We start from the raw sequence: 23,450 nt of genomic DNA, 5'->3' as shown, positions 1-23,450 counted from the left end.
GATCATCCTTTCTTGGCGGTGCCGCCGGTGAGCAGGTCGTGCAGCGCGCGGACCTCGCGGAGCAGCCCGCTGCCGCCCTTGCGGGCCGCCATGTCGCGCACCTGGGGGATCTCGCCGCGCGCGCCGCACCACCCGGCGACCGTGGCGGCGAGCATGACGAACCCGGCCAGCCCGTTGCGCGGACGCTCGCCGGGGGCGGGGAGCAGCGTGGGCAGCGCGGCGGCGGCGATCCGCCACACGCTCTCGTGGGCGCCCCGCCTGGCCGCCGTGTCGAGCGCGGCGGCCACGTCGGTCACCCTGACCTCGCCCACGGCCACCAGGAACCCGATCTGACGGCCGATCTCACCGGTGGGCAGCCCGTCCCGGGCGGCGGCCTCGACGAGCGCGTCGACCGCCTCCGGCGCCCGTGGGTCGGCGAGGAAGCGGGCGAGCACCGCGGAGAACGCCGCCCCGGCGGGCCCCTCCGCCCTGACGAGGTCGCGGATCTGCTCCGGTCCTGCGGCCGGGACGCCCCAGGAGCGCCTGAGCGTGTAGGGCACGAGGTGCGCGGCGGCCACCTCGCGGTGCGAGGGCAGGGTCGAGGGCCACCAGCCGGAGTGCCCGGCACCGGCGCCGTGCCTGGGGGCGCGGAACATCAGGTCGACCAGCGGCAGGCCGGTCGGCGGGGCGGTGATCACCGGGACCGGGCGCGTGCCGTCCCGCCCGACCTCGTTCTCCGTCGTCCAGCCGAGGTCGACCTCGACCTCGGCGACGGCCCCGGAGCCGGCCCCGGGGCGGATCCACTCGGCGAGGATCGCGCCCGCGGCCGACGTCAGCCGGGCCGCCCGCTCCGCCGCCTCGGGATCGGGGACGCGCGGCAGCCGCAGCAGCGCCTGTTGCAGGTCGGCGGCGAGCGGCCTCGCCCCTGCCGCCTCGACGACCTCCATCCGCCTGACCAGCTCGGCCGCCGCCACGTGCCCGGTTTCGTGGGTCGGCGTGGCCAGCAGCGCCGGCGGCAGGGTGTCCTCCTCAACCGCGCGCAGGACCTCGGCCGCGCGGTGCAGCAGGAGAACGTACGGGGCGGCCAGATCCTTCGGCGGCATGAGGGTCCGCCAGACGCCCCGGCCCGAGCCGGACGTGCTCAGCGAACGGACGGCGCCCCAGAACCACTGGTCCGTCCGCTCCCAGGTCTCCTCCCGGTACGGCCAGGCGGGCTCGCCGAGCAGCCAGGGGCGCAGCGCGGCCGTCAGCCCCGCCCGGTCGCGGACGGCGAGGGTGACGAACCCGGCCAGCAGCCGTTCCCATGACTGCCAGGAGTCGTCCCGCCGCTCCAGCAGCTCGGCCAGCTCATCGGCCGAGGCGGGCGGGGGCGGCAGGGTGTGGGAACGTTCCCCGGGCTCGGGCAGCGGCGGCGGAGCGAACACGGGCCCGGGGCGCGGAGCCGTACCGGTGCCGTGGCCTTCCTCGAAGGCGGCGGCGGCCCGGTCGGCGAGGTGGGGGGCGAGCAGGGCCGCCGACTCGCGCACGCGGGCGCGCCCCTCCTCGCCCATGGCGTCCGCGTGCGCGAGGGCCAGCTCGACGGCCCTGGCCTGGAGCTCCACGGACTCCGCGGCGAAGGCCCGGGCCAGTGGCGCGGCCGCCACCCCGGCCAGGGCGGGGTCGCGCCGCACGGAACGGTCGAGCCATGACAGTCCGGCGCGCACCAGGACGCGTTCCTGGCGGAACAGCAGGCAGTCCCACGCCTCGGCGAGGTCGTCCGCGGTGAGATCGTGTCCGCGCAGGCGCCGTACGGCCAGCGTGGCGACCGGGCCCGGGGAGACGGCCAGCAGGCGCAGGTAGTCGCGCGCGCGGGAGGCGACCTCCTCGGGCGAGGGGTCGAGCGCCTCGTGCAGGTGGACGAAGAAGCGCAGGTCGGTGGCGGTTCCGCCGAGCAGGAAGCGGCGCAGGCAGCCCTCGACCAGGGTCTCGCGCCGCACCCGGCCCGTCTCCGCCAGCCCGGACAGGGCGGCCAGCCAGCCCCTGTCCGGCTCCTTCTCGCCCCGCAGGGCCCGGCCTGCCCCCTGGGCCTCGAACAGCCGGGGCAGCAGGTGGCCGAGCAGCGGGTCGGCGGCCAGGCGCGAGGGCCTGCGGCTCACCCAGCCCGCGACCAGCGGGTCGTGCGGCGGAGGCTCGACGCCGGTCTCGCGCAACAGGGTCAGGGCGAGTGTCATGCCCCGGTCGTCGGGGGTGCGGGTGCGCGACGCGAGCCGCCGGGCCAGGTCGGCGCGCCAGGCGGCGGGGCGGTCGGCGATCACCGCCAGGACGAGGTGCACGTCGTTGTCGGGACCCGCCCACTGCGGGGCGAAGTCGCGCCGGTACAGCCAGGACGCGACGGCCGCGGCGCCGCCGAGGGTGCCCGCGCCCGCGACCCGCAGCGCGGTGCCGTGGCGGACCAGGGAGTCGTCCCACCGGTCGGAGCGGCCCCGCAGTTCCTTCAGCAGGCCGGGCAGCCGGGCCGCGACCTCCTTGCGGGCCTCGGCACCCAGCGTCGTGATCCGCCCGGCGAGCCGGTCGGCGCGTCTTTCCTCGATCAGTTTCCTGACCTCGTCCCAGTGCTCCACGGCTGGGGACACTAGCCAGCGCCGCCGACACTTTCGACCCTCACCGGCACGCCGGGAACGGCCCCGGCCCGCGGGGTGTCCCGGGAAGCGTCTGACAAAAACACCAAATACCCCTTTACACGCTTCCCCCTTGATAGGGACCTAAAAGGCCATAAGTGCTGGTTAATCGCTATATACCTGCGCCTTTTTGGGGTGGTATATCGTGTGATTTCCGTCACACGACACCCGCCGCACCGAGGAAAGAGGCGCCGGACGGCGGGAAACGCCATGGAAATGGGCGACGGCAAAGAGGGAACGGCCGTCACCCACCGGGGAAACATGGCATCCTCCCGGCGGGGCCCGAACCCCGGAGAGGCCGTATAGATGAGCAGACCTCGTCTTTTATCCCGGACAGCCCTTCGCTTCTCCACCCTGATCCCGCTTTGCGCGCACATCCCGGACATTCATAGTTATGCCCAGCGTAACCAGCCGGTCACGGAATTATGCCCACGATGAATCGTGGGAACGGCCCGTTCTTTCGATTAGCATTTGTGGTGAAAGTCGTCTCAGCGGCGATAACGCTAATGTCATGGAGGTTTGTCGTGGCGCGTCACGTGCCGGCCTGGATCATGGCCGTGGTGACCGCCTTCCTGTTGACGAACGTCGTCGTCGCTCCTGACGGCGACCGCAGGACGGCGCCGCCGAGCGCCGTCTCCGCCTTCATGACGATCTTCACCTCGGGCGGCACGGGTGGCACGGCGCGGACCGTCAGGGCCGCCTCCGCCTCCGCCCCCGGAGCCTCGGCGACTCCGAGAGGCCCGGGCCGGGAGGCGGAGCCGAACCCCGACCACGGCGGCACCGACCTGCCCACCCGTGGCTGCCGCCACCAGGCGCCCGCGCGGTGGGCGGGCGGGCCGCAGTGCCTGTCCCCGCTGCGCGGCCCGGGTCAGCACACGACGACGGCGCTCCCTTCCGCGGAGACGTCGGCGCGGTCTCTCTCACGTCCCGGAGCCGGGCGGCGCGAAACGGCCGTCGCGGCTCCCTCACAGTCCCGGCTGCAGGTGTTCCGCTGCTGACAGGGCCCGCCGTCTCCCAGGCGCCCGCCTCGACCTCCTTCCCCGCCACCGCCCCGCTGGACGGGCGGACATGTGAGGTGCGAGCCGGGGCCGCGTGAGACGGCGCCGCGGTGCGACGCGCACCGCTCAATCCCCCCTGCGAGGAAGGCGGTAACCGCCCCTCGCCCGTCCTCCCCCGCCGCCCTCCGCGCCTGACCGGCCGGAGCGCGTCGCGGGAGCGAGCCCGGCCCTCCCCCAGGCCGGGCGAGTGAGCCGGCCCACGGGCCCGCGCCGCCGGTCGCGAGCACCGGACGTCCGCGTGTCCCGCGTGCCTTCGGGCACGCCCGGCTCCCCGGTCCTCACGACCACCTCCGCTTCACCGACGTGTCCGAAGCAACGACTGTCCGAAGGGCTTTCGCATGCACGCATTCATCGAGCACGCCCGTTCCTTCCCCGCCCGCGCCGCCGTCGCCGGGGAGCGGCTCGACCGGCACGCCGCCGGTCAGGCCCCGCTCGCGCTCTTCATCACCTGCTCCGACTCCCGTGTCGTCCCGTCCCTGATCACCGGCGCGCGCCCGGGTGAGCTGTTCGAGCTGCGCACCGCGGGCGGCATCGTGCCCCGCTATGACCTCGACCGCCCCTCCGGCGAGGCCGCCACCGTCGAGTTCGCGGTCGAGGCCCTGGACATCGGCGACATCGTGGTCTGCGGTCACTCGCACTGCGCCGCGGTCGGCGCCGTGGTCCGCCGCGACGACCTGGCCGCCGTCCCCGCCATGGGCGGCTGGCTGGCCCACGCCGCCGACTCCCTCGGCGACGAGCGGACCGACCTCGGGTCGGCGACGAAGCAGCACATCCTGACCCAGCTGGACCGGCTGCACGCCTACCCCGCCGTGCGGCGGCGGATCGAGGAGGGCCGGATGCGGCTGCACGGCTGGTTCTACGAGGTGCACACGGGCATGGTGTTCGCCCACCGTCCCGGCCACGACACGTTCCTGCCCCTGTGACGGTGACCACCATGCTGAGAACCTCGACCCTGCGTGGCGACGTCGCCGCCTCCGTCGTCGTCTTCCTCGTCGCCCTGCCGCTGTGCGTCGGCGTCGCCGTCGCCTCGGGCGTGCCCGCCGAGCTCGGGCTGATCACCGGCATCGTCGGCGGCCTGGTCACCGGACTGCTGCCCGGCAGCAGTCTGCAGGTCAGCGGCCCGGCCGCGGGCCTGACCGTCCTGGTCTTCGAGGCCGTACGGCTCTACGGCCTGCCCGCCCTCGGCACGCTCGTCCTGGCGGCAGGGCTCCTGCAGCTGCTGCTCGGGGCGCTGCGGTTCGGCCGCTGGTTCCGCGCCATCTCCATCGCCGTCGTCGAGGGGATGCTCGCCGGGATCGGGCTGACCATCATCGCCGGGCAGCTGTACGCGATGGCCGGCGTCTCCGCCCCCGGCTCCGGTCTCGGCAAGCTGGCGGGCCTGCCCGCGCTGGCCGCGAGTTCCCTCACCTCACCGAATGTCCTGGCCGCCGTCGCCGTCGGCACGGGCACCGTCTTACTGCTGGCGCTGTGGCCGCGGCTGCCCGCGCGGGCCCGGATGGTCCCCGCGCCGCTCGCCGCGGTCGCGCTGGCCACCGCCGCCGTCGCGTTCCTCGGCCTGCCGGTGGCCAGGCTGGAGGTGAACGGCCTGCTCGGCGCGATCAGGCCACCCGGCCTCGACGATCTGGCACCGCTCGCCGAGATCGGCTTCCTCGGCACCGTCGTGGCGTTCACCCTGATCTCCTCGGCCGAGAGCCTGTTCAGCGCGGCGGCCGTCGACCGCATGCACGACGGCCCCCGCACCGACTACGACAAGGAGCTCATGGCCCAGGGAGTGGGCAACACCGTCTGCGGGGCGCTCGGCGCGCTGCCGATGACGGCGGTGATCGTGCGCAGTTCGGCCAACGTGCGGGCGGGCGCGCGGACCAAGGTGTCCCGCGTGCTGCACGGGCTGTGGCTGCTGCTGTTCGCCGCCCTGCTGCCCGCGGCGCTTGAGGTCATCCCGCTGGCCGCGCTCGCGGGCGTCCTGGTGCACACCGGCTGGAAGCTCATCCCGACCGCGCAGCTGCTCTCGCTGTGGCGGCGGCACCGGGGCGAGGCGGTGATCCTGGTGTGCACCGCGGTCGCGGTCGTCGCCCTCAACCTGTTCGAGGGGGTGCTGATCGGGTTGCTCATGGCGGTGGTCAAGACCGCCTGGGAGACCTCGCACATCCATCTGGAGGTGGACGAGGAGACCCAGGACGGGCCGATCAGGGTCACGCTCAGCGGCAACGCCACCTTCCTGCGGCTGCCCAAGATGCTCGACACCCTGGAGGCGCTGCCTCGCGACCGGCACATCGAGCTGGAACTGTCCGGGTTGCGGCATCTGGACCACGCCTGCCGTACGGCGCTGACCTCGTGGGCCGCCGGGCACAACCGGGAGGGAACCCCCGCGGTCTCGGTGCCCCCGGTCCTGACCGGCACCTGACAGGACGACGCGCGGAATGGTGCCGGACGCCGGCTCAACGGGTCGGGCACCATTCCCGAATCGGCCGCCGGAAGGTCCGGCGGATACGCAACAAGCAAAATTAACTGACAAGAATCTTAACAGTTAGGTACGGATCGAGTTATGCTGCCGACGACGTCACCGCCCCTGGTGACGCCGTACACCCCCCAACGGCACCGACGGCGCGCGCCACAACCCCCCGGGCGCGTCGGCTGAAAGGAGCCCCCATGAGCATCAGGCAGCGCCTGATCACCGCCCTGTCCGTGCTGCTGGCCGTACCGCTGACGGTGGTCCTCACCACCGCGGCCCCGGCCAGCGCCCACGGCTGGATCACCTCCCCGCCCAGCAGGCAGGACATGTGCGCCAGCAGGCGCGTCAGCGGATGCGGCGGACTCGAGTACGAGCCGCAGAGCGTCGAGGCCCCCAAGGGTTCGAGGCTGTGCAGCGGCGGCAGCGGATGGCGTGTCCTTGACAACGAGGGCAAGGGCTGGCCCACGACGGCCGTCTCCAGCACGGTCACCTTCCAGTGGCGGCTGACCGCCGCGCACCGCACCAGCACCTGGCAGTACTACGTCGACGGCGCCCTGTTCAAGACCTTCAACCAGGGCAACACCCAGCCGCCGTCGAACATCTCGCACACCATCAGCGGGCTTCCCGGCGGCCGCCACAAGATCCTGGCCGTCTGGAACGTCGCCGACACCGTGAACGCCTTCTACAACTGCGTCGACGTCCAGGTCCGCTAGCCCGGATCCGGCCCGTGGGAGGGCGTGCGCCCCGCCCTCCCGTTTCCCCGATCGCGTTCTCCACACCCGGTTCTCCTCAACGAGGCCGCCAATTCTCCCGACGGAGAACGCAAAACACTGCCACGGGAATCAGCCGGGGAGCTCCCCGGAGAACCGGCGTTTCCCCTGGTCAACAGCCACAATCCAAACATTTCCCCTTAAATCCATTAAAGCAATTTAATCGCCATATTTCACCCAAAGAATCAAGCGGTATTGCCTTTCCGGCATACCGTATTAAATCGGGGTGATCTTATGGCAGAACCGGCGGCTTCCTCGCCTCCACCGCCCGGCGGCAAGCCCGCCGAGGCGCTGCTGCGCGCCGCGCAGTTCTTCACCACGGGCACGCCCTCGCGGGATCGGCACGACCTGTACCACGTCGACGGGCGGGGCGCCGAGGAGTTCTACCGCGAGCGCTGGCGCCACGACAAGGTGGTGCGCTCGACCCACGGGGTGAACTGCACCGGATCGTGCTCCTGGAAGGTCTACGTCAAGGACGGGATCATCACCTGGGAGACCCAGCAGACCGACTACCCCTCGACCGGGACGGACTCCCCCGAGTACGAGCCACGCGGCTGCCCGAGGGGCGCGGCGTTCTCCTGGTACACCTACTCCCCCTCCCGGGTGCGCCACCCGTACGTGCGGGGGCCCCTGCTGGAGATGTGGCGGCAGGAGCGTGAGCGGCTCGGCGACCCGGTCCTGGCCTGGGCGGAGATCACCGGCGACCCCGAACGGGCCGCCCGGTACAAGCAGGCGCGGGGCAAGGGCGGGTTCGTCCGCTCGACCTGGCCCGAGGTGAGCGAGCTGATCGCCGCCGCCCACGTGCACACCATCAAGGAGTACGGCCCTGACCGGGTGGCGGGCTTCTCCCCCATCCCGGGGATGTCGCTGGTGTCCTACACGGCCGGGACGCGCTTCCTCTCGCTGATCGGCGGCACCATCCTGTCGTTCTACGACTGGTACGCCGACCTGCCGATCGCCTCACCACAGGTCTTCGGCGACCAGACGGACGTGCCCGAGTCCGGCGACTGGTGGAACTCCTCCTACCTGATGGTCTGGGGGACGAACCTGCCCATCACCCGCACCCCGGACGCGCACTTCATGACCGAGGCGCGTTACCGGGGGCAGAAGGTCGTCGTGGTCTCCCCCGACTACTCCGACCACACCAAGTTCGCCGACGACTGGCTGGCGGCCCGTCCCGGCACCGACGGCGCGCTGGCCATGGCCATGGGGCACGTCGTGCTCTCGGAGTTCTTCCGCGACCGCCAGGTGCCCTACTTCACCGACTACGTCAAGTCCTACACCGACCTGCCGCTGCTGGTGACGCTGACCGAACGCGGTGACGCCCACGTGCCCGGCCGTTTCCTGACCGCGGCCGACATCGGCGAGACCGGTGAGGGCGCCGCGCACAAGCAGGTGCTGCTCGACGCGGCGGACGGCGCGCCGAAGGTGCCCAACGGCTCGCTCGGCTTCCGCTTCGGCGAGGCGGGCAAGGGCCGCTGGAACCTCGGCCTGGACGGGGTCGACCCCCTGCTGACCCTGTACGGCAGGCACACCGACGCGCTCGCCGTCGACCTGCCCCGCTTCGACGCCGGGGCGACCGAGGGCGGCACGAGCGTGCGCCGGGGGGTTCCGGTGACGCGGGTCGGCGGCCACCTGGTCACGACGGTCTTCGACCTGGTGATGGCGCACTACGCCGTACGACGCGACGGCCTGCCCGGTCGGTGGCCCACGGGCTACGACGACCCCGAGCCGTTCACCCCCGCCTGGCAGGAGGCGATCACCTCGGTGCCCGCCGTCGCGGCGACCCGGGTGGCCAGGGAGTTCGCCCGCAACGCCGAGGTCTCCCGGGGCCGGTCGATGATCTGCATGGGCGGTGGCACCAACCAGTGGTGCAACTCCGACCAGACCTACCGGGCCTTCCTCACGCTGATCATGCTGTGCGGCTGCCAGGGGGTCAACGGCGGCGGCTGGGCCCACTACGTCGGGCAGGAGAAGATCCGCCCGCTCACCGGCTGGTCGCAGCTCGCCTTCGCGCTCGACTGGCAGCGGCCCGCCCGGCAGACGGCCGCGACGCCGTACTGGTACCTGCACACCGACCAGTGGCGCTACGAGCTGTTCGGCGCGGGAGAGCTGTCCAGCCCGCTCGGGCCCGGGCTGTTCGAGGGCCGCTCCTTCGCCGACTGCGTCGTGCAGGCCCAGCGGCTCGGCTGGACCTCCGCGGCCCCCGCCTTCGACCGCAACCCGCTCGACCTCGCCGACGAGGCCGTACGGGCGGGACGACCCGTCGCCGACCACGTCGTGGCGGAACTGAAGGCGGGACGGCTGCGCTTCGCCGCCGAGGACCCCGACGACCCGCGCAACTTCCCGCGTGTCCTGATCGCCTGGCGGGCCAACCTGTTCGGCTCCTCGGGCAAGGGCATGGAGTACTTCATGCGGCACCTGCTCGGCACCGTCGACGCGGTCAGGGCGGAGGAGTCGCCGCCCGCCGTACGGCCCGCGGAGGTGACCTGGCGCGCGGAGGCGCCGCGCGGCAAGCTCGACCTGCTCGTCACGATCGACTTCCGGATGACCGGCACCTGCACCTACTCGGACGTGGTGCTGCCCGCGGCGACCTGGTACGAGAAGTACGACCTGTCCACCACGGACATGCATCCGTTCATCCACTCCTTCAACCCGGCCATCGCCCCGCCCTGGGAGGCGCGCAGCGACTTCGAGGCGTTCATGACGATCGCCGAGGAGGTGTCCCGGCTCGGTGCCGTGCACCTGGGCACCCGCACCGACGTGGTGGCCTCGCCGCTGACCCATGACACCCCGGACGAGCTGGCCCAGCCCGGCGGCAGGGTGCTCGACTGGAAGGCGGGGCAGTGCGAGCCCGTGCCGGGTATGACGATGCCGAAGCTGGTCACGATCGAACGGGACTACGGCGCCATAGCCGGCAAGATGGCGGCGCTCGGCCCGCTCGTCGACACCCTCGGCACCGCGTGCAAGGGCATCTCCTGGGTGCCCTCGGCCGCCGTCGGTCAGCTCGGGCGCGACAACGGCCTGGTGCGCGGCGGGCCCGGCGACGGCCGTCCCTCGCTGGCACGCGACGTGAACATGGCCGAGGCCATCATGGCGCTCTCCTGCAGCACCAACGGGCAGGTCGGCGTCCAGGGGTGGCGGGCGCTGGGCGAGCGCACCGGGGTGAGCTTCGCCGACCTGGCCGAGGAGAACGCGGGCCGGCGGATCAGCTTCACCGACACCCAGGTCCAGCCCAGGACCGTGTTCGCCTCCCCCGAGTGGTCCGGCCTGGAGAACGGCGGGCGGCGCTACTCGCCGTTCACGATGAACGTCGAGCGCCGCAAACCGTGGCACACGCTGACCGGGCGCATGCACTTCCTCCTCGACCACGACTGGCTCGCCGAGTACGGCGAGATGCTGCCGAACTACCGTCCGCCGCTCAACTACGCCCGGCTGTTCGGCTCCCAGGGGCTGGGCGAGGACGGCCGCCCCGAGGTGACGGTGCGCTACCTCACCCCGCACTCCAAGTGGTCGATCCACTCCGAGTACCAGGACAACCTGCACATGCTGCGGCTGTTCCGCGGCGGCCCGGTCATCTGGATGAGCCGTCAGGACGCCGAGCGGATCGGGGTCGCCGACAACGACTGGATCGAGGCCTACAACCGCAACGGCGTGGTCGCCTGCCGCGCCGTGGTCACCCACCGGATGCCGGAGGGGACGGTCTTCATGTACCACGCCAAGGACCGCAACCTGATGACCCCCCACTCGGAGATCTCCGGCGAGCCCGGAGGCGCGGACAACTCGCTGACCAGGGTGATCGTCAAGCCCACCCACATGATCGGCGGGTACGGCCAGCTCACGTTCGCCTTCAACTACTACGGCCCGTCGGGGTTCCAGCGGGACGAGTTCGTCGTCATTCGCAGGCGGTCACAGGAGGTGCGGTTCTGATGCGCGTCATGGCGCAGGTCGCGATGGTGATGAACCTCGACAAGTGCATCGGCTGTCACACCTGCTCGGTCACCTGCAAGCAGGTCTGGACCAACCGGCCGGGCCTGGAGTACGTCTACTTCAACAACGTCGAGACCAAGCCGGGGGTCGGCTACCCCAGACGTTACGAGGACCAGCGGCAGTGGCGGGGCGGCTGGAAACTGGACGGCAGGGGGCGGCTCACGCTCAGGGCGGGCGGCAGGCTGCGCCGCCTGCTGGAGATGTTCTACAACCCCGACCTGCCCTCGATCGACGACTACGGCGAGCCGTGGACCTACGACTACCGCACCGTCATCGACGCGCCGCTGGGCACGGTCAACCCCAGCGCGCACTCCGTCTCCACCCTCACCGGCGAGGACATGCGCATCCGGTGGGGCAGCAACTTCGACGACGACCTGGCGGGCGCGCCCGAGCACGCTCCGGGGGACCCGGACCTCGAAGGGCTCCAGGAGCGGGTGCGGATGGAGTTCGAGCAGGTCTTCATGTTCTACCTGCCGCGCATCTGCGAGCACTGCCTGAACCCCTCGTGCGTGGCCTCGTGCCCGTCGGGGGCGATGTACAAGCGGCAGGAGGACGGCATCGTCCTGGTCGACCAGAACCGGTGCCGGGGCTGGCGGTTCTGCGTCTCCGGCTGCCCGTACAAGAAGGTGTACTTCAACTACAAGACCGGCAAGGCCGAGAAGTGCACGTTCTGCTTCCCCAGGATCGAGTCGGGCCAGCCCACGATCTGCTCGGAGACGTGCGTGGGACGGCTGCGCTATCTCGGGCTGCTGCTCTACGACGCCGACGCGGTGCTCGCCGCGGCCTCGACACCGGACCCGCAGGACCTCTACGAGGCGCAGCTGTCGGTGTTCCTCGACCCGGGTGACCCGCACGTCAGGGCGGAGGCCGCGCGCTGCGGCATCCCGGACGACTGGATCGAGGCGGCCGTGCGCTCCCCGGTGCACGCGCTGGCCGTCCGGCACCGGGTGGCGCTGCCGCTGCATCCGGAGTTCCGCACGCTGCCCATGGTCTGGTACATCCCGCCGTTGTCGCCGGTCGCCGACGTCGCGCACGCCGAGGGCTACGACCCGGCCGACCCCGACCGGGTCTTCGCCGCCATCGACGCGCTGCGGGTGCCCGTCGAGTATCTGGCCAACCTCTTCACCGCCGGCAGGACGGAGACCGTGCGCCTGGTGCTGCGCAGGCTCGCCGCGGTCAGGGCGGTCATGCGGGCCGTACAGCTCGGCAGGGACCCCGGGGAGGAGGTGCCGCACTCGGTCGGCATGACCCCCGACGACGTGGACGACCTGTACCGGCTGCTGGCGATCGCCAAGTACGAGGACCGCTACGTCATCCCGCAGGTCCACGCCGAGGAGGCCGGGGCGCTGACCGCCCAGCACCAGGAGCTGTTCTGCAGCCTCGACGGTGAGGGCGGGCCCGGCATGGGCGGCCACGGACCGCCTTCCGCCCCGGCCGGGGAACCGCCCGTCTTCCGCGGGCAGGACGGCCGGATGCACGCCAACCTGCTCGGCTGGGACGGCACCGGCGACCCGTCGCGGCTGTTCCCCGGGGCTCAGGGGGAGGCGACGTGAACGCGGCCGAGACGGCGTGCAAGCTGGCCTCGGTGCTGCTGCAGTACCCGCGACCGGCCCTGTTCGAGGGGGCCGACCGGCTCGACGAGGCCGCCCGTGCCACGCCGAGGGCCGCGCGGGCGGGGTTCGCCGCCTTCCTGGCCTGGCTGCGGACCGAACCGCCCGGTGAGGTGGTCGGGCACTACGTGGAGACCTTCGACCTGCGTCACCGCTGCGCCCTCTACCTGAGTTACCACCGGCACGGCGACACGCGCGGGCGCGGGATGGCGATGCTCGCCTACAAGGCCGCCTACCGGCGGGCGGGGCTGCTGCCCTGCGAGGAGGAACTGCCCGACTTCCTGCCGCTCGTGCTCGAGTTCGCCGCCCTCCACCCGGAGGGGATGGAGTTGCTGCGCCGCCGCCGCACCGACCTCGACCTGCTCAGGCGGTCGCTCGAGGCGGCGGGCACGCCGTACACGCATGTCGTCGAGGCGGTCTGCGCGCTGCTTCCCGGGCTGCGGCGCGCGGAGCTGAGGGCGGTGCGGGCGCTGTGGGAGAGCGGCCCGCCCAGTGAGGAGGTCGGGCTCGAACCGTTCGCGCCCCCGGAGTACCTCTCCGGCCTGGCCGGTGGACAGGAGGGCCGTTGAACGGCGTCGGCGCCCTGGACGTGTTCTGGTGGGTCGTGCTGCCCTACGTGGCGATGACCGTCTTCGTGGTCGGCCACGTGTGGCGGTGGCGCTACGACAGGTTCGGCTGGGACTGCTACTCGACCGAGCTCCTTGAGCACCGGCTGCTCAAATGGGGGGCGCCGCTGTTCCACTACGGGGCGTTCGCCGCGATCCTCGGGCACGTCATGGGCATTCTCGTCCCGGCCTCCTTCACCCAGGCCCTCGGGATCCCGGAGGAGGTCTACCGGTGGTTCTCCGCGGTCGGCGGCGGGCTGGCCGCGGTCGTGGTGGTGGTCGGCATCGTGATCCTCGCCAGTCGCAGGATGCTCGTCCGGCGGGTCAGGGCCACGACGGCGAAGGTCGACTACGTCGCCCTGGTGCTGCTGCTGGTCATCGTGATCACCGGGGTCGTGCCCACCATCTGGTGGAACCTGCTGGGGCCGGGATACAACTACCGGCTCACCGTGGCCCCGTGGTTCCGCGGCCTGTTCACCGGCTCGCCCGACGTCGCCGCCGTGGCGAACGCGCCCGCGGTCTACCGGCTGCACGCGACGGCCGCCTGGGTCCTGTGGGCGGTCTGGCCGTTCAGCCGCCTGGTCCACGCCTGGAGCTTCCCGTTGTGGTACCTGTGGCGGCCGTTCGTGGTCTACCGCAGCCGCGGGGTCATCCTGCCGCCCGAGCCCGGTACGGCGGGCCGCAGATGGCGCAGGATCGGCGGACCCACCTGAGATGCGCCTGCCGTCCCCGGGGGACGTACGGTGGGCCGCGGTGCGAAACCTGGAGCCCGCCTACTTCGCCATGGTGATGGCGACGGGCATCATCTCGGTCGACACGCGCGCCATGGGACTGAAGGCGCTCTCGGCCGTCCTGCTCTGGGTGGGGATCGCGGGTTACGCCGTGCTGCTGGTCCTGTCAGGGTGGCGGCTGCTCGGCTGCCGGGCGGAGACGGCCCGCGACCTGGGCGACCCGGCGAAGGCCTTCGGTTTCTTCACCTTCGTCGCCGCGACCGACCTGCTCGGCACCCGGATCGCGATGGACGGCCGTCTCGGGGTCGCGACGGTGTTCCTCGTCGTCGGCGCGCTCAGCTGGCTCGTCCTGGCCTATCTCGTTCCCTGGGCGAGCGTGCTGCGGCACGAGAGCGTCAAGGCCCTGGCGCGGGCCAACGGGACCTGGTTCGTCTGGGTCGTCGGCGGGCAGTCCGTCGCGATCCTCGCCGCGACGCTCGAACGCGCCGGGGCCGGTCCCCGGGACGCCCTGGCGCTGTTCGCCGTGGTGGTCTGGTCGATCTCCATGTGGCTCTATCTGCTGGTCGGCGTCGTCGTGTGCTTCCGGCTGATGCTGTTCGAGATGGACGCCGACGAGCTGAACCCGCCCTACTGGGTCGCGATGGGCGCCAACGCGATCAGCGTCGTCGCGGCGGCGAAGATCGCGGGCATGCGGGAGGCGCCCGCCGCCGAGGTGGTCCGCGACTTCGCCCTGCACGTGGGCGTGGTCTTCTGGGGGTTCGCGACCTGGGTCTTCCTCGCCCTGCTCCTGGCGGGCTGGTGGCGGCACGTACGGCGCGGCGTCCCGCTGCGCTACGGGCCAGGGTTGTGGAGCCTGGTCTTCCCCCTGGGCACCTACGCCGCCGCCTCCCACGGTCTGGGAGAGGCGACCGGTCTCGGCCTCGTGGCGGCCTTCGGCGACGTCGAGGTGTGGTTCGGGCTGCTGGCCTGGGTTCTCACGTTCTGCGCGATGGCGGTCCACCTGGCCCGCGCCGCCCGCTCGCTGACCCGTTCCTCCGGTTGACCTGAGAGCCACCCGACGACCACCCATTGTGTGGATATATCACCTTCAAATGCGATTTATCGCGCATGGCGGTAATGGTCGGTAACATGCCAGAAGATCAACAAGAGACAGCTGTCAACGGCCCCGCTGCGGCCCGGGATCGCCCCCACGGTCCGGGGGCCGGCATCCGGTGAGCCTCCGATGCGGCCACGCGCGGCACGGCCAAGACCGATCCCCCGCCGCGCGAACGGCTTGATCTGCCAATCGACGATTGGAGCAACGTTGCGGAGAGGACTCTCCAAACTCGCCGTCGTCCTCGTGGCGGTGGCGGCCCTGTGCCCCGCCATGACGGCCCTGTGCCCCCTCACGACGGCCGAGGCGGCCGACACCACCGGAAGGAACGGCATCACCTGGGGTCCGTGCGAGGAGGACCCGGCCGTCGAGTGCGGCACGCTGACCGTCCCGATCGACTGGTCGAAACCGTACGGAGACACACTCGACCTGGCCCTCGCCCGGCGCAGGGCCACCGACCCCTCGGCCAGGATCGGCTCCCTGCTGACCAACCCCGGCGGACCCGGCGGGTCGGGCGTGAGCGACGTCCTGCGCGCCCCCAGCTTCAGCGAGGAGATCCGGCGGCGCTTCGACGTCGTCGGCTACGACCCCCGAGGCGTCGCCCGCAGCAACGCGGTGGTCTGCTCGGCGTCGGTGTACAACCGGATGCCGGACCCGATCATGAAGAGCCAGGCCGACTACGACAGGTGGATCGCCTACAACAGGACGCTGCGCGCGGACTGCAGGCAGCGCACCGGCCCCGTGTACGACCACGTCGACTCGGCCGACGTGGCGCGTGACATGGACGCCATCCGCGCCGCCCTCGGGGAGAGCAAGCTCACCTCCTACGGGGTCTCCTACGGCACGCTCGCCCAGCAGATGTACGCCGAGCTCTTCCCGCGGCGGGTCCGGGCCATGGTGCTGGACAGCAACATGGACCACAGTCTCGGCGTCAGGGCGTTCCAGGAGACCGAGGCGGCCGGCGTCGAGGACGCCTTCGACGAGTTCGTCGCCTGGTGCGACCGGGACACCTCCTGCGCGCTGAACGGACGCGACGTCCGGCAGGTGTGGCAGGGGCTGATCGCCAAGGCCCAGCGCGGGGAGCTCTACTACCCCGGCGTCACCGACCGCCCGCTGAGCGCCCACAACCTCCTCTGGCTCGGTGTGGTGCTCAACGAGGGACCCGCCTGGCAGCTGCTGGCCCAGGTGATCCTCGCCCTGGACGGCGGCCCCGTGCCGTCCGACCTGCCGCCGCCGCCCGGCAACGGGCCCGTGGGCGGGGAACTCGCCGAACTGCCGACCGCGATCCTCTGTGAGGACTACGACCTGTCGGTGCGGAGCTACGCGGAGTACGAGCGGGTGCTGCGCGGCGCCAACCGTCTCGCCCCCGACATGCGCTACAACCCGATGCCGATGGGGGACATGCCCATCTGCCAGGGCCATCCCGTCAACAACCCGCAGCACCGGCTCCGGTACACGGGCACCGCGCCGCTGCTGCTCGCCAACTCCCTGCACGACCCCGACACGCCGTACACGTGGTCGGCCAACGCGGCCCGCCAGCTCGGCCCCAAGGCCGTGCTGCTCACCTACGAGGGCTGGGGGCACGGCGTCTACGGCATGACCGAGTGCACCACGAAGGCCATGGACGACTACCTGATCTCACTGACCGTGCCGTCGCGGGGCCTGCGCTGCCCCGCGACGGACGACGGCGAACGACAGTAGGAACGGGCCGCGGGAGGAGGACCCGGCCGCTCAGGCCCCGTGGTTCCTCCTCCTGCGGCCGAGCAGGAGATAGAGCAGCGGACCGAACGGCTGCACGAGCAGGACCGGCCACCACAGCCGCCTGTCGCCCCTGACCCGCTCGGCGGGCGACCACCACAGGTGTGCGGCGGCGGTCGCGGTGAGGGACAGCTCGGCCGACGCCAGGACCAGGATCGCGGCGCGCCGCCGCTTCGTCAGGTCCCGCCACCGCTTCCGCTGGACGCGCTTCATCACGGACTCCTCACATGGCAGGGCGCCCACCCCCGATGGGCGGGCGCCGTATCGTCAACAAGACGTTCTCACCTCGGAAACGGGCTCACCTCAGCAGGGGCAGGGCGCGAACCAGCGGCGTACGGCCCCACCACGCGCCGATGCCCAGGGTGTCGCCCGCGTCGGCCAGGGCCAGGGCGACCAGGACGACCGAGTAGACCAGATGGTCGTCCACGAACGGGTTGGTGGCCAGGGGCAGCTCCGCCGCCCACATCAGCGTCAGCATCAGTGTGCCCGCGACCGCGGCGACGCGGACGCCCGCTCCGAGGATCAGGGCGGCGCCGACGCCGAGCAGGCCCAGCATGAACAGCCAGTCGACCCAGCCCTGACCGGCCAGGCCGGAGAACAGGCCGCCGAGGGCGTTGTCCCCGGTGCCCTTGAGGAAGCCCGTCGTGGGGCTGCCGCCGGAGACCCAGGCGTTCTTGGCCGGGGTGGCGAGGCCCCAGCCGAAGGCCTTGTCCAGGAAGGCCCACAGGAAGATCCAGCCGATGGCGATCCGCGCGACGGCCAGGGCGTAACCGGCCGCCGGGCGCCCGCCGGGCGCGGCTGCGGGGACGGGGACGGGGACGGGGGTGACGCGCCGTCCTTCGGTGATGGCCATGGCCGTTCCTCTCTCGGGGGTGTCTCCATCACACCGGTTCCCGCCCCCGCCGAGCAGAGCCGTACGGCTCGCGACCGGCGGGACCTTCGGCCTCCGTTCCGCCGCACTCGGCCCCTCCCCGGGCGGAGGCCCGGGTGAGGACCTCCGCCTCTACCGTCCCGCCGGTGCGCGGGCTGGGATGGCGGTGAGGACACATGACCGCGGGAGCGACGAGAGGCGGGTGACGACCATGCTGGTCCGGGAGGTGATGACCACGGACGTGGTCACGGTCGGCCCCTCCGATCCGGTACGGCGGGCGGTGCGCGTCCTGTACGGGCACGACGTCACCGCGGCGCCCGTGCTGGACGGCGACGGCCGCCTGGCAGGGGTCGTCAGCGAGATGGACCTGCTGCGCGGTGAGTTCGAGCGCGACCCCCGCTCCAGCGCCAGGATCGTGCTCGGGCACTCGGCGCCCGCGCCGTACACGGTCGCCGACGTCATGACCTCCGAGGTCACGACCGTGACGGAGACGACCGACGTCACCACGGCGATCGACCTGATGATCTGCAGGCGGGTCAAGAGCCTGCCGGTGACCAGGGGGGATCGGGTGGTCGGCATGCTCAGCCGCCGGGACCTGCTCGCCCTGCTGGCCCGCCCCGACGAGGACATCCGCGCCGACGTGCTGACCGCGCTGCGCGAACGATACCCCGATGGGCCGTCCTGGGAGGTCACGGTGCGTGACGGGATGGTCGAGCTGCGCGGCCGTCACGCCGCGAGCGCGGACGACGTCGCCGACCTGCTCGCCCGTACCGTCCCCGGGGTGGTCAGGGTCAGGCACCTGGGCTGATTCGGGTCTTTCGGCCCTGCCGGGACCTGTCTCGCGGCCGGAGACTGACCCTAAGGGGGGAGCCGACATGGAGGCCTGCGGATGATCACCCCGATGCGGCTGTTCGGCCGGCACCTGACGGGCAAGGCGAACCCGGGTCCCTCGAAGGACCCGCCGCCTCCCGCGACGCCGCCCTCCGGTGGCTGGCGGAGCTGGCTGCTGCCGATCGGCACACTGATCGTTCTGGTCTGGCTGCTGGTCCCGCTGCTGCTCGGGGGGAACCCGCCCACGCCGTACTCCTACAGCGACCTGCTGACCAGGGTGGACGCCGGGCAGGTCAAGACCGTCTCGATCGACGACCAGGGCGCGGTCACCGGCGCCCTGAAGGACGGCACGAGGTTCACCAGCCAGATCCCCACCGCGCCCAACTCCGCCCAGCTGGAGAACCGGCTGCGCGCCAAGGACGTCCAGACCACGGCGACCCAGTCGGGAGGCTCCCTCTGGTCGGCCCTGATCGGATTCCTGCCGCTGCTGCTGCTCATCGGCCTGTTCGCCTGGACGGGACGGCAGGCGCAGCAGTCCCTCTCCGGCGGCATCGGCGGGTTCGGCGGCTTCGGCCGCTCCAAGGCGAAGATCATCGAGGCGGAGCGCCCGACCACCAGGTTCTCCGACGTCGCCGGGTACGACGGCGTCAAGCAGGAGATCAGCGAGATGATCGACTTCCTGCGGGCCCCCGAGCGGTACGCCGCCGCGGGCGCCAAGCCGCCCCGGGGCGTGATCATGGTCGGACCGCCGGGAACCGGCAAGACGCTCATCGCCAGGGCCGTCGCCGGTGAGGCGGAGGTGCCGTTCCTGTCGGTCACCGGTTCGGGGTTCGTGGAGATGTTCGTCGGCGTCGGCGCCTCCCGGGTCCGCGACCTGTTCGACGAGGCGCGCAAGCGCGCCCCCTCGATCGTGTTCATCGACGAGATCGACGCGATCGGGGGCCGCCGGGGCTCGGGGACGGTGACCGGGGGCAACGACGAGCGTGAGCAGACCCTCAACCAGCTGCTCGCGGAGATGGACGGCTTCGACCAGGGCAGCGGGATCGTCGTCCTGGCCGCGACCAACCGGCCGGAGACCCTCGACCCGGCCCTGCTGCGGCCGGGGCGCTTCGACCGACAGGTGACCGTGCCGTTGCCCAACCAGGCCGAGCGGGCGGCGATCCTGACCGTCCACTCGACGGGCAAGCACCTCGCCCCGGACGCCGACCTCGGGGTCGTCGCCCGCGCCACCCCCGGCTTCTCCGGCGCCGACCTGGCCAACCTCGTCAACGAGGCCGCGATCAACGCGGTCAGGGCGGGCCGTACCACCATCACCCCCGGCGACCTCGGCGCGGCGCGTGACCGGGTGCTGCTCGGCCGCAGGGACACCTCCAACGCCCTGCTGCCCCAGGAGCGGCACGCGGTCGCCGTCCACGAGTCGGGGCACGCCCTGCTCGCGGCGCTGTGCGAGCACGCCGACCCGGTCGCCAAGGTGACGATCCTGCCCGCGGGCATGACCCTCGGTGTCACCGAGCAGCTTCCCGAGGCCGAACGGCACCTCTACGGCGAGAGCTACCTGGCCGACCTGCTGGCCGTACGGCTCGGCGGCAGGGCGGCCGAACTGGTCGTCTTCGGTGAGGGTTCGACCGGCGCGGCCAACGACCTGGCGGGCGCGACCCAGATCGCCACCCGCATGGTGCGCGACTTCGGCCTCTCCCCGGCCCTCGGCCCCGTCGGCTACTCCTCGTCGAGCCCCCAGTACCTGGGTGAGGAGGCCGAGGTCCTGGCGCGCAGGCCGTACTCGGAGCGGACCCAGCAGGTCATCGACGAGGAGGTGGCCCGCCTGCTCGCCGGGGCGGAGCGGCGCGCGGTCGGCCTGCTGCGCACCCACCGCGGTGCCCTTGACCGGCTGGCGGCGATACTGCTCGAACAGGAGACCGTCGACGGCGAGGTCGTCGGGGGTGTGCTGCGCGCGGAGCGCGTGGCGGGCCCGCACGCCCGGGCCTCGTGAAACCCGCCCGGGTCCCGCCGCGCCCGGCGGAGGTGAGGCGTCCGGTGCCCTCCCCCGCCTCTCGCGCGGTCAGCTCTTCTTCTGCTGCCGTGTCTGGGACTCGACGGGGATGCGCTTGCCCTCCCGCTCGCGCCCGGCGCGTCTGACGCTGACCTCCAGGATCCCCTTGTCGTAGGTGGCCTTGATGTCGTTCTCGTCGGCCCCCGGCGGCAGGCTCACCGAGCGGGTGAAGGAGCCGTAGCTGAACTCCGACCTGTGCTGGTCGCGGTGCTCGTCGCGCCGTTCCGCGTGTACGGTCAGGACCCCGTTCGACACCGTGATCTCCACGTCCTTGCCCGGGTCGATCCCCGGCAGCTCGGCCCGCAGGACGTAGCGGTCGTCCTTGACGTAGTCCTCGAACTTGATGGGCTGTGCCGCGGGCGGCCGCAGCGCCGCGAAGGGAAGCTCAAGCCAGTCGAACAGCTCCGGAACGAGGCCTCTCTGCTCACGACGCATCGGTGCGCTCATGGGTTCCTCCCTGTTGTGGGTTCCATCCCCCTTTCTCATTTCCCGACATAGGTGGACACAGCGGAAAAAATCCCTAAAGCAATGGTCTTTCTGGATATTTACGGCTCAGTACGGCCAGGCCCAGTCACGCACCTCCGGCAGGTCCTCCCCGTACTCCCGCGTGTGGGCCCGCGCCCGCAGCCGGGTGTCGGCCATCCGCTGGCGCAGCCACGCGGCCCTGACCGCCAGCCCGGGGACCCGGTCGATCACGTCCATCACCAGGTGGTAGCGGTCGATGTCGTTGAGCATCGCCATGTCGAACGGAGTGGTCGTCGTGCCCTCCTCCTTGTAGCCCCGCACGTGCAGTCCGGCGTGGTTGGTACGCCGGTAGGTGAGCCGGTGGATCAGCCAGGGGTAACCGTGGAAGTTGAAGATCACCGGTTTGTCCGGGGTGAACAGCGCGTCGAACTCCGCGTCCGGCATCCCGTGCGGGTGCTCCGACGGCTGCTGCAGGCGCATCAGGTCGACCACGTTGACCACCCGGACCCTCAGCTCGGGCAGGTGCTCGCGCAGCAGCGCCGCCGCGGCCAGCGTCTCCAGGGTCGGCACGTCCCCGGCGCAGGCCAGCACCACGTCCGGCCCGGCCTCGACGGCCGTGTCCTGCTGGGGCCGGTGCTCCGTGCCCGCCCACTCCAGGATGCCCAGCCCCCTGGTGCAGTGCGCGACCGCCTCGTCCATGGGGAACAGGTCGAGCACCGGCTGTTTGCCCGCCACGACCACGTTCACGTAGTCCCGCGAGCGCAGGCAGTGGTCGGCGACCGACAGCAGCGTGTTGGCGTCCGGCGGCAGATAGACCCGCACCACCTCGGCCTTCTTGTTCACCACCACGTCGAGGAAGCCCGGGTCCTGGTGGCTGAACCCGTTGTGGTCCTGACGCCACACGTGCGAGGACAGCAGGTAGTTCAGCGACGCGACCGGCGCCCGCCAGCCGATCTTCCTGGACGACTCAAGCCACTTGGCGTGCTGGTTGAACATGGCGTCCACGATGTGGATGAACGCCTCGTAGCAGTTGAAGAGGCCGTGCCTGCCGGTCAGCAGATACCCTTCGAGCCAGCCCTGGCACAGGTGCTCGCTGAGCACCTCCATCACGCGTCCGCCGGGGGCCAGGTGCTCGTCCGTCGGCAGGATCTCGGCCTCCCAGGCCTTGGCCGTGGTCTCGAACACCGCCGACAGCCGGTTGGAGGCGGTCTCGTCCGGCCCGAGCAGCCGGAAGTTCTCCGGGTTGGCGGCGATCACGTCGCGCAGCCACCCGCCGAGCACCCGGGTCGGCTCGGACGACTCGACGGCCGGGGACTTGACCTGCGCCGCGTAGTCACGGAAGTCGGGCAGCGTCAGCGGGCGCAGCAGCACACCGCCGTTGGCGTGCGGGCTGGCGCTCATCCGCCGCTCGCCCTCCGGCACGGTGACGGTGATCTCGGCCACCGGACGGCCCAGCTCGTCGAACAGCTCCTCCGGCCGGTAGGAGCGCATCCACTCCTCAAGCATCGCCCGGTGCCCGGCGTCGTCGCGGACCGCGGCCAGCGGCACCTGGTGCGCCCGCCACGTGCCCTCGACCGGCAGGCCGTCCACGACCGCGGGCCCGGTCCATCCCTTCGGGGAGCGCAGCACGATCATCGGCAGCCTGCCGCCCCGGTCCTCCTTGTAGGCGGCGATCTCGTCGAACACCGTCTCCATGGTCACGGCCATCAGCTCGTGCATGGCGGCCGGGTCGTCCCCGGAGACCAGGTGCGGGCGGTAGCCGTACCCCTCGAGCAGCTTGACCAGGTCGCTCTCGGGGATCCTGGCCAGGACCGTGGGGTTGGCGATCTTGTAGCCGTTCAGGTGCAGGATCGGCAGCACCACCCCGTCACGGACGGGATCGGTGAACTTGTTGGAGTGCCAGCTCGCGGCGAGCGGGCCGGTCTCGGCCTCGCCGTCCCCGATCACACAGGCCACCACCAGGTCCGGGTTGTCGAACGCCGCGCCGTGGGCGTGGGCCAGGCTGTAGCCGAGCTCACCGCCCTCGTGGATCGAGCCGGGGGTCTCCGGGGCGACGTGGCTGGGGATGCCGCCGGGGAAGGAGAACTGGCGGAACAGCCGCCGCATCCCGGCCTCGTCACGGGTGACGGCCGGGTAGCGCTCGGTGTAGGCGCCCTCAAGCCAGGCGTGGGCCACCGCCGCCGGCCCCCCGTGCCCGGGACCGGCGATGTAGATCATGTCCTGGTCCCTGCCGGTGATGATCCGGTTGAGGTGGGCGAAGCAGAAGTTCAGGCCGGGGGTCGTGCCCCAGTGCCCGAGCAGCCGGGGTTTGATGTGCTCCGGAGCCAGTGGCTCGGTCAGCAGGGGGTTGTCCAGCAGGTAGATCTGCCCGACCGACAGATAGTTCGCCGCCCGCCAGTACATGTCGACTTCCCGCAGCGTGTCCATGTCCATGAGCATTTCCGTCCTTCACGTGGTCGGCCAGGGACCTTGGTCCCCTCTTGCGCCCTCTTCCGTACCGCGCCCCTACCCCGTCATCCGGGCCGTACGG

The 23,450-nt window shown here is 71.8% G+C and carries 17 protein-coding genes; 12 read left to right on the top strand and 5 right to left on the bottom strand.

Annotated elements, in window-relative coordinates:
• Positions 1-2 precede the first annotated feature (2 nt).
• On the bottom strand, positions 3-2,579 hold the full coding sequence (locus ACFYY8_RS05905; RefSeq protein WP_390037579.1) for a DUF6493 family protein: 2,577 nt from the start codon (positions 2,577-2,579) through the stop codon (positions 3-5).
• A gap of 581 nt (positions 2,580-3,160) precedes the next feature.
• Between ACFYY8_RS05905 and ACFYY8_RS05900 the strand changes: the two genes are divergently transcribed.
• The 10 genes from ACFYY8_RS05900 (at position 3,161) to ACFYY8_RS05855 (ending at position 16,646) form a co-directional block, all read left to right on the top strand.
• The gene (locus tag ACFYY8_RS05900; protein ID WP_390037577.1) at positions 3,161-3,634 is read left to right on the top strand and encodes a hypothetical protein; all 474 of its coding nucleotides are present in this window, start codon (positions 3,161-3,163) and stop codon (positions 3,632-3,634) included.
• Between the two features lie 398 nt (positions 3,635-4,032).
• Positions 4,033-4,617, top strand: a complete 585-nt coding sequence (locus ACFYY8_RS05895) for a carbonic anhydrase (protein WP_390037575.1) — start codon at positions 4,033-4,035, stop codon at positions 4,615-4,617.
• An 11-nt stretch (positions 4,618-4,628) separates the two neighbouring features.
• Positions 4,629-6,098, top strand: a complete 1,470-nt coding sequence (locus tag ACFYY8_RS05890) for a SulP family inorganic anion transporter (RefSeq protein ID WP_390037573.1) — start codon at positions 4,629-4,631, stop codon at positions 6,096-6,098.
• A gap of 245 nt (positions 6,099-6,343) precedes the next feature.
• Positions 6,344-6,859 (top strand): lytic polysaccharide monooxygenase auxiliary activity family 9 protein, encoded by a 516-nt coding sequence (locus ACFYY8_RS05885; protein WP_390037571.1) that lies wholly within the window; start codon positions 6,344-6,346, stop codon positions 6,857-6,859.
• A 291-nt stretch (positions 6,860-7,150) separates the two neighbouring features.
• Positions 7,151-10,846 carry a nitrate reductase subunit alpha gene (locus ACFYY8_RS05880; protein ID WP_390037569.1) on the top strand — a complete coding sequence of 1,232 codons (3,696 nt, stop codon included), beginning with the start codon at positions 7,151-7,153 and terminating at the stop codon, positions 10,844-10,846.
• Positions 10,846-12,459: a nitrate reductase subunit beta gene (gene narH / locus ACFYY8_RS05875; protein WP_390037567.1), complete on the top strand. Its 1,614-nt coding sequence runs from the start codon at positions 10,846-10,848 to the stop codon at positions 12,457-12,459. The genes ACFYY8_RS05880 and narH overlap by 1 nt, the downstream gene beginning before the upstream one ends.
• The gene (gene narJ, locus ACFYY8_RS05870) at positions 12,456-13,085 is read left to right on the top strand and encodes a nitrate reductase molybdenum cofactor assembly chaperone (protein ID WP_390037565.1); all 630 of its coding nucleotides are present in this window, start codon (positions 12,456-12,458) and stop codon (positions 13,083-13,085) included. Before narH ends, narJ begins: the two co-directional genes overlap by 4 nt.
• The gene (narI, locus tag ACFYY8_RS05865) at positions 13,082-13,834 is read left to right on the top strand and encodes a respiratory nitrate reductase subunit gamma (RefSeq protein ID WP_390037563.1); all 753 of its coding nucleotides are present in this window, start codon (positions 13,082-13,084) and stop codon (positions 13,832-13,834) included. The genes narJ and narI overlap by 4 nt, the downstream gene beginning before the upstream one ends.
• A gap of 40 nt (positions 13,835-13,874) precedes the next feature.
• Complete coding sequence (locus tag ACFYY8_RS05860) at positions 13,875-14,894, top strand: tellurite resistance/C4-dicarboxylate transporter family protein (RefSeq protein WP_390037561.1); 1,020 nt, start codon at positions 13,875-13,877, stop codon at positions 14,892-14,894.
• A gap of 261 nt (positions 14,895-15,155) precedes the next feature.
• The gene (locus tag ACFYY8_RS05855) at positions 15,156-16,646 is read left to right on the top strand and encodes an alpha/beta fold hydrolase (RefSeq protein WP_390037559.1); all 1,491 of its coding nucleotides are present in this window, start codon (positions 15,156-15,158) and stop codon (positions 16,644-16,646) included.
• A gap of 30 nt (positions 16,647-16,676) precedes the next feature.
• Here ACFYY8_RS05855 and ACFYY8_RS05850 read toward each other — a convergent pair whose 3' ends face one another.
• Together ACFYY8_RS05850 and ACFYY8_RS05845 are read right to left on the bottom strand one after the other, a co-directional pair.
• On the bottom strand, positions 16,677-16,916 hold the full coding sequence (locus ACFYY8_RS05850) for a hypothetical protein (RefSeq protein ID WP_390037557.1): 240 nt from the start codon (positions 16,914-16,916) through the stop codon (positions 16,677-16,679).
• Between the two features lie 85 nt (positions 16,917-17,001).
• Positions 17,002-17,556: a hypothetical protein gene (locus ACFYY8_RS05845; protein ID WP_390037555.1), complete on the bottom strand. Its 555-nt coding sequence runs from the start codon at positions 17,554-17,556 to the stop codon at positions 17,002-17,004.
• Between the two features lie 229 nt (positions 17,557-17,785).
• Between ACFYY8_RS05845 and ACFYY8_RS05840 the strand changes: the two genes are divergently transcribed.
• Entirely contained in the window at positions 17,786-18,382 is a 597-nt protein-coding gene (locus ACFYY8_RS05840; RefSeq protein WP_390038015.1) for a CBS domain-containing protein, read from the top strand.
• Between the two features lie 81 nt (positions 18,383-18,463).
• Positions 18,464-20,395, top strand: coding sequence for an ATP-dependent zinc metalloprotease FtsH (ftsH, locus tag ACFYY8_RS05835; RefSeq protein ID WP_390037553.1), 1,932 nt, complete (start codon positions 18,464-18,466; stop codon positions 20,393-20,395).
• Between the two features lie 69 nt (positions 20,396-20,464).
• Here the strand turns inward: ftsH and ACFYY8_RS05830 are convergent, their stop codons facing one another.
• Both ACFYY8_RS05830 and ACFYY8_RS05825 read right to left on the bottom strand, forming a co-directional pair.
• Positions 20,465-20,902, bottom strand: a complete 438-nt coding sequence (locus ACFYY8_RS05830) for an Hsp20/alpha crystallin family protein (protein ID WP_390037551.1) — start codon at positions 20,900-20,902, stop codon at positions 20,465-20,467.
• A gap of 105 nt (positions 20,903-21,007) precedes the next feature.
• Positions 21,008-23,359: a phosphoketolase gene (locus ACFYY8_RS05825; RefSeq protein ID WP_390037549.1), complete on the bottom strand. Its 2,352-nt coding sequence runs from the start codon at positions 23,357-23,359 to the stop codon at positions 21,008-21,010.
• Positions 23,360-23,450 lie beyond the last annotated feature (91 nt).

The organism is Streptosporangium sp. NPDC001559, assembly GCF_042893955.1.
In the GTDB taxonomy this organism is placed as follows: Bacteria; Actinomycetota; Actinomycetes; order Streptosporangiales; family Streptosporangiaceae; genus Streptosporangium.
Note: the sequence above shows the minus strand (reverse complement) of the source record. Positions and strands in the feature narration are given on the sequence as shown.